The organism is Micromonospora sp. WMMD1102, assembly GCF_029626265.1.
Classification (GTDB): Bacteria; Actinomycetota; Actinomycetes; order Mycobacteriales; family Micromonosporaceae; genus Plantactinospora.
Map to the genome: position 1 here is coordinate 5215165 of NZ_JARUBN010000001.1, position 12184 is coordinate 5227348.

The following is a 12184-nucleotide window of genomic DNA, read 5'->3' on the forward strand; positions in this document are numbered from 1 at the left end:
GAACGCCCGCCGGAGGAAACGGTGACTGGAGATGCTGGTCTGGTGCGACCCGTCGGAGAGCCGCCCTCCCCGGCGCGCGGTCCGGGCCCGCCCACCCGACTGCGGATGGCCGGGTTCGCCGCCAGCGCCACGCTCGCGGCCAGCGCCTACGGCGCCGGGGCACTGCCGGCGGGCACCGCCGACCCCGCCTCGGGCTCGCTTCCGGGCGGCTGGAGCTACTGGCTGGGCCTGGCCGGCTGGTTCCTCGGGCTGGCCGCGCTGTCCGGCGTCTGGTGGCGGCTCGGCGTACGGCTGCGGCGGCAACCGGCGAGCGTACCGCTGGGCTGGCTGCTGCGTACCGGGCTGCTCTGGGCCGCTCCGCTGCTGCTCGCACCCCCGGTCGGCAGCCGGGACGTGTACGCCTACGCCTGCCAGGGCGCACTCTGGCTCGACGGCGTCGACCCGTACGCCGTCGGCGTGCAGCCGGGCGGCTGTGTCTGGGCGGACGCCGTACCCGCGCTGTGGCGGGACACCGAGACGCCGTACGGGCCGCTGGCGGTGGCGCTGGCCGGCGGGGCGGTCGCGCTGGCCCGGCTGGTCGACATCTCCACCGACGGGCAACTGCTGGTCGCGGTCGCGCTGCTCCGGGCCGAGGCGCTGGCCGGGGTGGTACTCGCCGCCGGCAGCCTGCCCCGGCTGGCCCGGGCGAGCGGCGTCGACCCGGTCCGGGCCGCTTGGCTCGGTCTGGTCTCCCCGCTCGTCGGGGTGCACGCGCTCGGCGGCGCACACAACGACGCCCTGGTGCTGGGACTCGTGGTGGCCGCCCTGGCGCTGGCCGCGTCCCGCCCTCGGTTCGGGCCCGGCGTCGGGGCCGGGCCCGGCATCGCTGTCAGGCCCGGCATCGGGGTCGGGGTCGGGGCGCTGCTGGGGCTGGCGGTCGCGATCAAGGTCACCGCTATCGTGGGGCTGCCGTTCGCCGTCCTGCTGTGCACCGCCCGCCCCCGGCACGTCCCGGATCGTCCCGGGCGGGTCACCGCCGGACGGACATCCGCGCCAGCCCCCGACCGAACGGACCAGGCCCGCCCCGTCGGGCCCGCGCCCGCAGTACTCCTCGATCGCCGGCTTGTCGCGACGGCCGCCACGGTGCTGGCCGGGGCGGTCCTGGCCTTCGCCGGGCTGTCCCTGGCCACCGGCCTCGACCTCGGCTGGATCTCCGCCCTCTCCGGCACCGGCCGGCTGGTGCAGTGGACCTCGATACCCACCGGGTTGGGCATGGCGGCCGGCTACCTGCTGCGGCTCGCCGGGCACCCGGAGGCGGTGCACGGCGCGGTGGCGGCGGCCCGGCTCCTCGGCCTCGTCGCACTGGCCGGAACGCTCGCGCTGCTGCTGGTCCGCGCCGCACGGGAAGCTACGACCGACGCATCGCCCGACCTCCCGACAACCGACCGGCCCCGGGCCCGTCGTCGGCTGGTCGCCGTCACCGGGCTGGCCTTCACCGCTCTCGCCCTGCTATCCCCGATCTTCTATCCCTGGTACGGGCTGGTCGCGGTCACCGTGCTCGCGGCGGGCCTGGTCGACTGGCACCGGGTACGCCGGGTCGCCGTCGCGGTGATCGTGCTCGGCTTCCTGGTCCTGCCCGGCGGGCTCGGGCTGGCCGTGCTCAGCAAGCTGCCCGGTGCGCTACTCGACGTGGCCCTGGTGGCGGTGCTCAGCGCCGCGGCCTACCGGAGGTGGCGGTCCCGGTCCCGGTCTTCTTCCCGGCGCTGAGCGCCGCCGGAGTCCCCCCGGCCGGTGCCGGACGGTTGTCGACCGATGCCGGACCGTCGCCGGTCGAGCAGCCGGAGCAGCCGGGATCCCTCTCCGGCGGCCGGGGTCCGCTGCACGCCGGCCCGGCCCAGCCGGACCCAGACGGAGAGGGTCAGCAGCACCAGGGCGAAGCCGAAGAGCAGGTCCTCCACCGGCGCGTACGCGAGCCGCCAGCCGATGATCGCGTCCGGGGCGTACCGGACGATGTCCCGACCGGTCAGGATGCCGTTGGAGATCAGCTGGAAGAACACGACGATCGGGTACGTGGCCCAGAAGACCGGCCGGAGCAGCAGCCGGGTACGCAGCACGAAGAGGTCGACCAGCCCGGCACCGAGTACGCCGAGCAGGGCCGCCGCCGTGTAGGTCACGGTGACCGCTCCTGACCCGGTGGTGCCTCGTCGCCGGCCGGCCAGCGCCGCACCGCGCGTACCGCCTCGAAGCCGAGGATGGCGCAGCAGGGTACGACGACGAAGAAGAGCAGCTCGTCCAGGGGCAGGCCGCCGGGCAGCAGTACCCCGGTGGTCTGCTCCGGGTCGAAGGTCCAGTGTCCGGCGGCGATCGCCGCCAGGTCCCAGAGTGCGAAGACCACCACCACCGGCAGCAGGGTGAGCAGCAGCCGCCGCCACCGCCGCAGCACGTTGACCCGCAGCACCGGCTCCAGCCACAACGCGGCTCCGAGGCACCCGGCGAGCACCGCCAGATAGGCGAACCGCTCCATTCCGCGAGATCCGCTCAGAAGCCGGTGGCCTGCGCCCGGCGCTTGACCTCGCGGGCCCGGTCGCCGCCGAGGGCCGCCGCCGGGGTGCCGGGCAGGGTGTCGTCGGGCAGGTAGAGCCAGCGCAGTGTCGCCTCGTCGTCGTACCCGGCATCGTGCAGCAGGGTGAGGATGCCCGGCAGGTGCTTGCGTACGGTCCGGTTCGCCACCAGCTCGGCCGGGACCACCCGGGTGCCGTCCCGGCGGACCGCCAGCAGCTCCCGGTCCCGGATCATCTGGTGGACCTTGCTGATCGACACCTCGAGGCGCTCGGCGACCTCGGGCAGGTTCAGCCACCCGGACGGTTCGAGCGGCTGCGAGTCGGCAGGTGCGGATTCGGTCACCCGCCCACCTTGCCACGCCGCCGCCGGACCACACGAACGGCTCCCCGCCGAGCCCCGGTCAGCGCTCCGCCGAGCCCCGGTCAGCGCTCCGCCGAGCGCGGGCGGCGCGACACGAACTTTTCGCTTCGGCGTCGGCTGTGGCATCCTGTTCTGCCGCCGCCCCCTGGAGACATAGACTGCCTGCCGATGGACATACAGGTCGCCGACACGCTGCTGAACTCGCTGATCGACGGGCGCTACCGCATCCGCGGTCGCGTGGCCCGTGGTGGGATGGCGACCGTCTACACCGCCATCGACGAACGGCTCGACCGTACGGTCGCGATCAAGATCATTCATCCGAACCAGGCACCGGACGCCCAGGTGCAGCTCGCCGACTTCCTCGAACGGTTCACCGACGAGGCCAAGACCATCGCCCGGCTGACCCACCCGAACGTGGTGGCCGTCTACGACCAGGGCACCCACGGCGGCCTGCCGTACCTGGTCATGGAGTACGTCCGGGGCCGCACGCTGCGCGAGATCCTGGCCGAACGCAAGCGGCTCAACCCGAGCGAGGCGCTGGCGATCCTGGAGCAGATGCTCGCCGCGATCGGTGCCGCGCACCGGTCCGGTCTGGTGCACCGGGACGTGAAACCCGAGAACGTCCTGGTCGCCGAGGCGCCGAGCGGAGGGGCGGGCAACCTCGTCGACAGCGTCGTGAAGGTCGCCGACTTCGGGCTGGCCCGGGCGGTCGAGGCGAGTTCCGAGACCGACGGCGCCAACCAGCTGATGGCGACGGTCGCCTACGTGGCGCCGGAACTGGTCACCGAGGGCCGGGCCGATCCGCGTACCGACGTCTACGCCGCCGGGATCGTGCTCTTCGAGATGCTCACCGGGCGGGTCCCGTACGACGGCGACCGGGCCGTGGACGTCGCCTGGCAGCACGTCGACCGGGACGTACCGGCACCGTCCGAGCTGGTCCCCGGCCTGCCGCCGATCCTGGACGAGCTGGTCCGCCGGGCGACCCGACGCGACCCCGGCGCCCGGCCGACCGACGCGGGCGCGTTCCAGTCCGAGGTCCAGGTGGTCCGGGACGATCTCGGCACCGTCGCCAACGCCAACACGGCGGTATTCCGGCAGATCCCCGCCGCCGACCAGCCGACGATGGTGGTGCAGCAGCCCACCATGGTGGTCTCCACGGTGCGACCGACCGACCGACCGACCTGGGCCCGGCTGCCCGACCAGCCTCGGGAACGCGGCACCCCGCACCGCCGCCGGGCGGCGGCCAGTCCCGCGTCGGATTTCCTCGACCGGGTCCGCGAGATCGGCGGGCAGATCTTCGCCGGCCGGGCCTCGATCGTGGTGACCGTGGTCGCCCTCGCCCTGGTGCTCGGGATGACCGGCTGGTGGTTCGCGTTCGGCCGGTACACCGAGACGCCGAGCCTCGCCGGACTGACCGGCACGCAGGCACAGACCGAGGCCGAACAGTCGGGTTTCGTGGTCGAGTACGCGGACCCCCGCTACAGCGAGGAAGTCGCCAAGGACAGTGTGCTCGCCCAGGATCCCGAGTCGACCAGCCGGATCCGCCGGGGCGGCACGATCACCCTCACCCTCTCGCTCGGTCCGGAGCGCTTCCCGGTGCCGGACGTGGTCGGCAAGACGCTCGACCTGGCCCAGCTCGACCTGGAGAACGCGAGCCTGGTGATGGCGCGTGGCACCGACCGGTACGACGACAACCTGCCCGAGGGTGTGGTGATCGCCACCAGCCCGAAGGTCGGCACCGAGGTCAAGCCGGGCGACAAGATCACGGTCATCGTCAGCAAGGGCAAGGCGCCGATCAGCGTCCCGGTGCTGGTCGGCAAGAACATCAACGAGGCCCGGAACATCGTCAGGGACCTCGGCCTCAAGCTCAGCGAGGAGTACAAGGACTCCGACAAGCCCAAGGACCAGGTGATCACGCAGAGCCCGCAGGACGGTGCCGGGGTGGAGAAGGGCGCGCAGATCAAGGTCGAGGTCAGCAACGGCCCGCCGGCCGTGGTCGTGCCCCGGGTGGTCGACCTCCCCTGCCAGCAGGCGAAACAGCTCCTGGAGAGCCAGGGTCTGGCCGTCGGGGTGCAGATCAACCCGAACGGGACCGTCCGGTTCCAGAACCCGAACGAGAACACTCCGGTACCGCCAGGGAGCCAGGTTGTCATCACCTGCCTCTGACCCCGCCCCCGGACGCCGCGGCACCGCACCGGTCGATGCCGGCCGCCCCGGCACCGCGCAGGTCGATCCCGGTCTTCCTGGCGTCGGGCGAGTCGGCGCCGTTGCGGAGCACCGGCCGGTCGGGTCGCACACGCCCACCTCGGGCGGGCTCGCCAAGGCGGCCCTGGCGTACGCCGACGCGATCGGCTCGGAGGTGGTGCAGGTCTACGTCGGCAACTCGCGGGGCTGGGCGCTGCCGCCGGGCGACCCCGGGCAGGACGCGGCGTTCCGGGCCGGCTGTTCCGAACGCGGGCTGCTGGTGTACATCCACGCGTCGCTGCTGACCAACCTCGGCTCGCCCACCCCGGCGACCGTGCAGAAGTCGGTGGCGACCCTGGCGCACGCCCTGGACAGGGGCGCCGCGATCGGTGCCGCCGGGGTGGTCTTCCACGCCGGCAGCGCGGTCGACGCCGGGCACGCCGAGGCGGCGATGCGACAGGTACGCGAGGCACTGCTCCCGCTGCTCGACTCGGCCGCCGCCCGGGGCGGGCCGAAGCTGCTGGTGGAACCGAGCGCCGGTGGCGGCCGTTCGCTGGCCTCCCGGGTCGAGCACCTGGAGCCGTACCTCGCCGCCGTCGACCGGCACCCGTGGCTCGGTGCCTGCTTCGACACCTGCCACGCCTGGGCGGCCGGGCACGACCTGGCCCGGGAGGGCGGGATGCGCGACACGCTCGACGCGCTGGTCGCCGCGATCGGGCCGGACCGGCTCTGGCTGGTGCACGCCAACGACTCGCGGGACCTGTGCGGCTCGACCCGGGACCGGCACGAGACGATCGGCAAGGGCAGCATCGGGGAGCCGGCCTTCGCCGAGCTGATGACCCACCCGGCGACCGCCGGCATCCCGGTGGTGGTCGAGACGCCTAGCGAGAACCACGGACACGCCGACGACCTCGCCACCCTCCGACGGCTCGGCGGCTGACCAGCCGGAACGCCGAGGCCGCAGCCCGGGGACTTTGGGCCAGCGGCCCGGCGCGGCGTACCGTGTCGGCGGTGGAACGGGGCGCACGGCGGATGCTGCCGGTCGGACCGCTCAGCGGGCTGCCGGTCGGACCGCTGGTCGGGCCGCCGGTCAGGCTGCTGGTCGGACTGCTGCTGACCGTGCTCGTGGTGGCCAGCTGCGGCGGCCCGCCGAGCGGTGAGCGGTCCACCGCCGGTACCGGACCGACCGCCAGCCCACCCGGCGCCCCGGACGGCCCCGCTCCCGCCTTCACGCACGACGTCTCCACGGTCGGCGCCACCGAGCTGGGGCCGAGCTGGCGACCCGGCTGCCCGGTCGGACCCGACCAGCTCCGGCGGATCCGGCTCGGCTACTGGGACTTCGAGGGCCGTCCCCAGCTCGGCACGATCGTCGTGCACCGCTCGGTCACGGCCGAGGTGGTCGAGATCTTCGGCACCCTCTACCGGGAACGCTTCCCGATCCGCCGGCTACAGCCCGTCGACGCGTACGCCGGCAGCGACGACCGGTCGATGGCCGACGACAACACCTCCGGCTTCAACTGCCGCCGGGCGGTCTCGACGGGCCCGGCGAAGTGGTCCGCGCACGCCTACGGGAAGGCGATCGACGTCAACCCGGTGGAGAATCCGTACCTGCTCGACGGCCGGGTGCTGCCACCCGCCGGGGCGGCGTACCGGGACCGCTCGGAGTCCCGGCCCGGGATGGCGGTCCCGGGCGGAACCCTCGTCGAGGCGTTCGCGGCGGCCGGCTGGCAGTGGGGCGGCACCTGGCGCTCCCCCGACTACCAGCACTTCACCCGCACCGGCGGCTGAGCCCGCCTCGCAGGACGCGGCCAGGTCAGCGGCGGAAGATCGCCGTCAGCTGCGGAAGATCGTAATCAGCTACGGAAGATCGTGATCAGCTGCGGAAGATCGCCGTCAGCACCTCGATCGCCCGGTCCACGTCGGCGTCGTCCAGGTCGTGGTGGGTCACCAGCCGGGCGGTGCGCGGGCCGAGCACCGAGACGAGTACGCCGCGCTGCCGGGCCGCCGTGGCCAGGCCGGGGGCGTCGAACCCGCACTTGGACAGGTCCAGCGGCACGATGTTGGTCCGCACCGGATTGGCGAGTACCCCGAACGGGACGAGCGCGTCGGCGAGCCGGGCCGCCCGGACGTGGTCCTCCGCCAGCCGCTGCACGTGGTGCCGCAGCGCGTACCGGCCGGCGACGGCGAGGACACCCACCTGGCGCATCCCGCCACCCATCCGCTTGCGGATCGTCCGGGCCCGGGTGATCCGTTCCGTGCTGCCGAGCACGAGTGAGCCGACCGGCGCGCCGAGCCCCTTGGAGAGGCAGACCGACAGGGTGTCGAAGAGTTCGCCGTAGCTGGTCAGCGGCACCCCGTCGGCGATGTGCGCGTGCCAGATCCGGGCGCCGTCGCAGTGCAGCCCGATCCCGGCGTCGTCGGCGACCCGGCGCAGCTCGCGGAGCGTACCGAGCGGGATCACCCCGCCGCCGCCCCGGTTGTGGGTCTGCTCGACCGCGACCGCCCGGGTCGGCACCGTGTGGTAGCCGTCCGGCCGGATCATCGCCGCGACCACCTCGGGATCGAGGTCGGCGCCGACCGGCGACCAGGTCCGGGTGGATACCCCGCCGATCGCCGCCGCCGCGCCGGTCTCGTACGTCACCACGTGCGCGTCGGCGTCGCAGAGCAGTTCCTCGCCGGGCGGCACCAGCAGTTGGATGGCGATCTGGTTGGCCATCGAGCCGGTCGGGGCGAAGAGTGCCGCCTCGTGCCCGAAGAGCGCCGCGACCTCGGCTTCGAGGGCGTTCACGGTCGGGTCCTCGGCGTACACGTCGTCGCCGACCTCGGCGCCGGCGATCGCGGCCCGCATCCCCGGGGTGGGCCGGGTGACGGTGTCCGAGCGGAGGTCGACCGGGCGGTCCGGGCCCGGGGTCGGAGGCGCGTTCCCGGCGCCGAAGGGGACGAGCCGGGAGACCGGGTCGTCAGCCACGGAGCATCTCCGCCACCAGGAAGGCGAGTTCCAGCGACTGCTGGGTGTTCAGCCGGGGGTCGCAGGCGGTCTCGTAGCGGTCCGGCAGGTGGATGTCCTCGATCGCCTGCGCGCCACCGAGGCACTCGGTGACGTCCTCGCCGGTCAGCTCGACGTGCAGACCGCCGGGGTGGGTCTCCAGGGACCGGTGCACCTCGAAGTAGCCGAGCACCTCGTCGACGATCCGGTCGAAGTGCCGGGTCTTGTAGCCGTTCGACGACTCGTGGGTGTTGCCGTGCATCGGGTCGCACTGCCAGACGACCTTGGCACCGGCGGCGGTGACCTTGGCGACGATCGGCGGCAGCACCTCGCGGACCCGGCCGTTGCCCATCCGGCTGATCAGGGTGAGCCGGCCCGGGATGTTCTCCGGGTTCAGCTTCTCGCACAGCTCGATCGCCTCGTCCGGGGTGGTGGTCGGGCCGAGCTTGACGCCGATCGGGTTGGCGATCCGGGAGATGAAGTCGAGGTGGGCGCCGTCGAGCTGCCGGGTGCGCTCGCCGATCCAGAGGAAGTGCCCGGAGAGGCCGTACGCCCGGCCGTCGGAGACCCGGGTCAGCGCCCGGTCGTACTCCAGGGCCAGCGCCTCGTGCGAGCAGTAGAGGGTGACGGTGCGCAGCGCCTCGTCCTCGGTCAGCCCGCAGGCCCGGATGAAGGCGAGGGCCCGGTCGATCTCCCGGGCGATCGCCTCGTAGCGCTCGCCGGCCGGGGAGTTCTTGACGAAGCCCTTGTTCCAGTCGTGCACGGCGTGCAGGTCGGCCAGCCCACCGGCCAGGTACGCCCGGAGCATGTTCATCGCGGCGGCCGAGTTCGCGTACGCCCGGATCATGCGCTGCGGGTCGGCGACCCGCGCCTCCGGTACCGCCTCCAGCGAGTTGATCATGTCGCCGCGGTACGCCGGCAGCCCAAGCGCGTCGGTCGGCAGCGAGCGCGGCTTGGTGTACTGCCCGGCGACCCGGGCCACCTTCACCACCGGCAGCGACGCCCCGTAGGTGAGCACCACCGCCATCTGGAGCAGCGTGCGGGCGTTGGCCAGCAGGTGGCTCTCGGTGTTGTCGGTGAAGGTCTCGGCGCAGTCGCCGCCCTGGAGCAGGAACGCGCGCCCCTCGCAGACCAGCGCCAGCCGCTGCCGGAGCTGGTCGACCTCGTAGGGCGCGACGATCGAGGGCACGTTCTGGAGGATCTCGCAGACCCCGTCGACTACCGTCTGGTCCGGCCACGGCGGCGTCTGGGCGCGGGGCAGGTCCCGCCAGCGGTCCAGGCCGAGCGCCTCGTCCTCGGCGGAGTCCTCGGTCGGGCGGCTGGTCTGCAAGGCCGTGTTGCCCACGGCGGGGTAGCTCAACTGGTGCCACTCATGGCGCATGCCTGAAAGCGTACGGCGATAGCCGCGCCGCGCCAGGACCGAGGGCCGCCCGTCCGCTTCGTGGGAGCCGCGCGGCAGGCCGGTCCAGACCATCGGACGGTCGGGTCAGGTCGCCGTGGTGGGCGGGTCAGGTCACCAGGGGTGGGCGGGTCAGGTCGCCGGGGTGGGCGAGCCGGACGGGGCCGGGGTGTGGCCGCCGACGGCCTCCTTGGCGATGCACCACTGGCCGCCCGCTCGGGCGACCGTGAAGAGGACCTTGGTCGGTACGGCTTTGCCACCGGTCGCCTTCACCGTGATCGACGTACTCACGTCCTGGTCGGCGCCGTTGGCCCGGACGTCGGTGATCGTCGCGGCCGTCACCGAGAAGTGCTTGGCGAAGTCGCCGTTCGGCCCGGTGGCCGCCTGGTCGAACGACTCCCGCAGCGGCTCGCAGAGCTGTTCGCGACCGTCGGCGACGCTCTTCGCCTTCATCGCGTCCAGGTACGCCTGGACCCGCTCCCGGGCCCGCTGCGGACCCTCGTCCGGGGTGGGGGTGGGTTCGGCCCCCTGCCCGACGATCCCGTCGAGCGGGCCGCACCCGGTCAGCGCGAGCGGCGTCACCGCCAGCACCGCGACCATCCCGACCACCCGCCGCCGTACGCCGATCATCCCGCTCCCTCCGCCGAACGGGTTCCCACCCTAGTCGAGCCGGCACCGACCGACCCGCCCGGACGCTCGACCCACCGGAGGCGCCGGCTCGACCACGACATATCGGCCGGTGACGGAACCTCCCGGGCAGCTCGGAGTGCTAGTGTTGGTGATGTATCGCGGATATGTACATCACCAACAGGAGGTGCCATGGCCGTCACCCAGATCGACCTCGACGACGACGCGTTGGCTGAGGCGATGCGGCTGTCCGGCGCCCGAAGCAAGAAGGACACGGTGAACCTCGCACTCCGGGAGTACGCGGCCCGCCACCGCCGCATCGCGGCACTCGACGACTACGCAACCGTTGCGCGGTCCTGGGACTACGAGGGATGGCAGGAGCTGCGCTCGGCCGGTAAGTCGCCCGCGGCGTGATCCGCTACCTGGCCGACTCGTCGGCGCTCTGGCGCCTGCTGCGCGACTCCGAAGTACGGGCCGGCTGGGCTGACGTGATTTCCGATCACGCGATCGGATCATGCCAGCCGCAACGCACCGAATTCCGTCGCTCGGCCCGCAACCTCACCGAGTACGAGCAGATGACCGCCATGTTCACCGAACTGTACCCGGATGTTCCGGTGCCCAAGACGGCCTGGCAGTGGGTCGAGTCCGCGCAGTACCGGCTGTTGCGGGCCGGCGCCCATCGCGCCCTGTCCTGCGTCGACCTGCTGATCTGCGCCTGCGCCGCCGTCCGGGGGTTGGTGGTCCTGCACGACGACGCCGATTTCGCCACAGCAGCGCAACACCTGCCGGACCTTGCCGAGCGCCAGGTGTACTCCCTTCCCTGAAACCACCCCCCGCAGCGGCAGCGGCAACGGGTCACGGGACGCCCGGCCCGCCGGGCTACCGGTGCCCGGAGTCCGCCGCGACCGGCTCGGGCGTCCGGGCCGCGACCGGGGTGCGCAGCCCCGGCCGGAGCAGCAGGGTGACCAGCAGGGAGAGCACCGCCATCACCGCCATCGCCGCACCGGCCGGCAGGTACTGGGCGATGGTGCCGGCCAGCGTCGCGGCCACCGCCTGCATGGTCAGCATGCCCGAGGAGTGCAGCCCGAGCGCCTGGCCGCGCATCTGCGGCGGCGTCAGGTCGACGAGCCGCTGCTGGAGCAGCACCCCCGCACCGAACCCGGCCGAGGCCACCGCGACGGCGATCGCGGCCAGCGGCAGCGGGACGGGCAGCGCGAAGAGCAGGTACGGCAGCCCGAGCGACAGTTGCAACGGCGTGACCAGCCGCTGCCGCCACCGGGCCGGGACGAACCGGCCGACCACGGTGTCCCCGGTGAGCATCCCGAGGGCACCGGCGACGAAGAGCACTCCGGCCGCCTCCGGGGCGTACGGGATGAACAGCGCCTCGCAGCCGACCACCAGCCCGTTCGGCAACCAGAGCGCCAGGTAGACGTACCGCCGGGGGGTTGCCGCCCAGAGCTGGGCGTTGACCTGCCAGGTCCGCCGGACGGAGGCCCGGTCGACAGCCCTCGGCGGGCGCCGGCTCAGGCCGAACCGGGCGACAAGCGCGGCGCCCAGGTGCAGCCCGGCGCCGACCAGCAGCACCTGGCGCGGTGCGACGAAGGTGAGCAGCAGGCCGCCGAGCGCGAACCCGGTGATCTGCATCGCCCCGACCGACATGTTCATCACCGACCGGCCGAGCAGGTAGCCGCCGTCCGGCAGGATCTCGCCGAGCAGGCCCCAGCGGACCCCGCCGCCCATCGAACCGGCCAGCCCCATCACCCCGATCACCACGAAGATGCCCCAGATCGGCAACCCCGGCAGGGCCATCACCAGGCTGCCGGCGCAGAGCAGCAGCTTGAGGCTGACCAGCGCGGCGCGCGGCGGCACCCGGTCGGCGACCGAGAGCAGGGTGGCGGCACCGATCACCTGGGCGAAGGAGTGGCCGAAGAGACTCAGCGCGGCGAGCAGCGGCGAGCGGGTGGCGGAGTACACCAGGGTGCCGAGGGCGAGGCCGTTGACGGTGCTCGCCGCCACCTGGGCGGTGGTGGCCAGGAAGAGGGGACGGAACTCGGTGACCCGGAACAACTCCCGATAGGTACGCACGG

At 73.3% G+C, this 12184-nt stretch carries 13 protein-coding genes; 6 read left to right on the top strand and 7 right to left on the bottom strand.

All coding sequences use genetic code 11. The annotated features are described in order from the left end of the window. Positions 1–42 precede the first annotated feature (42 nt). A complete protein-coding gene (mptB, locus tag O7626_RS23305) occupies positions 43–1746 on the top strand; it encodes a polyprenol phosphomannose-dependent alpha 1,6 mannosyltransferase MptB (RefSeq protein WP_278063230.1) in 1704 nt (567 codons plus the stop codon). Here the strand turns inward: mptB and O7626_RS23310 are convergent. From O7626_RS23310 to O7626_RS23320, 3 genes are read right to left on the bottom strand one after another with little or no spacing between them, the layout of a single operon-like run. After that, a complete protein-coding gene (locus tag O7626_RS23310; protein ID WP_278063231.1) occupies positions 1701–2153 on the bottom strand; it encodes a lycopene cyclase domain-containing protein in 453 nt (150 codons plus the stop codon). The genes mptB and O7626_RS23310 overlap by 46 nt on opposite strands. Beyond that, complete coding sequence (locus tag O7626_RS23315; protein ID WP_278063232.1) at positions 2150–2503, bottom strand: lycopene cyclase domain-containing protein; 354 nt, start codon at positions 2501–2503, stop codon at positions 2150–2152. Before O7626_RS23315 ends, O7626_RS23310 begins: the two co-directional genes overlap by 4 nt. Before the next feature lie 14 nt (positions 2504–2517). Continuing rightward, entirely contained in the window at positions 2518–2883 is a 366-nt protein-coding gene (locus O7626_RS23320; protein ID WP_278063233.1) for an Rv2175c family DNA-binding protein, read from the bottom strand. A gap of 186 nt (positions 2884–3069) precedes the next feature. On the opposite strand from O7626_RS23320, the gene pknB reads away from it, so the two are divergent. The 3 genes from pknB to O7626_RS23335 all read left to right on the top strand — a co-directional run bounded on the left by pknB (position 3070) and on the right by O7626_RS23335 (position 6873). Further along, positions 3070–5067 carry a Stk1 family PASTA domain-containing Ser/Thr kinase gene (gene pknB / locus O7626_RS23325; RefSeq protein WP_278063234.1) on the top strand — a complete coding sequence of 666 codons (1998 nt, stop codon included), beginning with the start codon at positions 3070–3072 and terminating at the stop codon, positions 5065–5067. Next, positions 5048–6025: a deoxyribonuclease IV gene (locus tag O7626_RS23330; protein WP_278063235.1), complete on the top strand. Its 978-nt coding sequence runs from the start codon at positions 5048–5050 to the stop codon at positions 6023–6025. Before pknB ends, O7626_RS23330 begins: the two co-directional genes overlap by 20 nt. 71 nt (positions 6026–6096) lie before the next feature. Continuing rightward, positions 6097–6873, top strand: coding sequence for a M15 family metallopeptidase (locus tag O7626_RS23335; protein WP_278063236.1), 777 nt, complete (start codon positions 6097–6099; stop codon positions 6871–6873). 85 nt (positions 6874–6958) lie between these two features. Here the strand turns inward: O7626_RS23335 and O7626_RS23340 are convergent, their stop codons facing one another. From O7626_RS23340 to O7626_RS23350, 3 genes are all read right to left on the bottom strand, one after another. Then, entirely contained in the window at positions 6959–8053 is a 1095-nt protein-coding gene (locus O7626_RS23340; RefSeq protein WP_278063237.1) for a GntG family PLP-dependent aldolase, read from the bottom strand. Next, entirely contained in the window at positions 8046–9452 is a 1407-nt protein-coding gene (locus tag O7626_RS23345) for a 3-deoxy-7-phosphoheptulonate synthase class II (protein ID WP_278063238.1), read from the bottom strand. Before O7626_RS23345 ends, O7626_RS23340 begins: the two co-directional genes overlap by 8 nt. 150 nt (positions 9453–9602) lie before the next feature. Further along, complete coding sequence (locus tag O7626_RS23350; RefSeq protein WP_278063239.1) at positions 9603–10100, bottom strand: hypothetical protein; 498 nt, start codon at positions 10098–10100, stop codon at positions 9603–9605. Between the two features lie 189 nt (positions 10101–10289). On the opposite strand from O7626_RS23350, the gene O7626_RS23355 reads away from it, so the two are divergent. Then, positions 10290–10511, top strand: coding sequence for a type II toxin-antitoxin system VapB family antitoxin (locus O7626_RS23355; protein ID WP_278063240.1), 222 nt, complete (start codon positions 10290–10292; stop codon positions 10509–10511). Beyond that, positions 10508–10921: a PIN domain-containing protein gene (locus tag O7626_RS23360; RefSeq protein WP_278063241.1), complete on the top strand. Its 414-nt coding sequence runs from the start codon at positions 10508–10510 to the stop codon at positions 10919–10921. The genes O7626_RS23355 and O7626_RS23360 overlap by 4 nt, the downstream gene beginning before the upstream one ends. Before the next feature lie 55 nt (positions 10922–10976). Here the strand turns inward: O7626_RS23360 and O7626_RS23365 are convergent, their stop codons facing one another. After that, a complete protein-coding gene (locus O7626_RS23365; RefSeq protein ID WP_278063242.1) occupies positions 10977–12182 on the bottom strand; it encodes an MFS transporter in 1206 nt (401 codons plus the stop codon). Between the last annotated feature and the right edge of the window lie 2 nt (positions 12183–12184).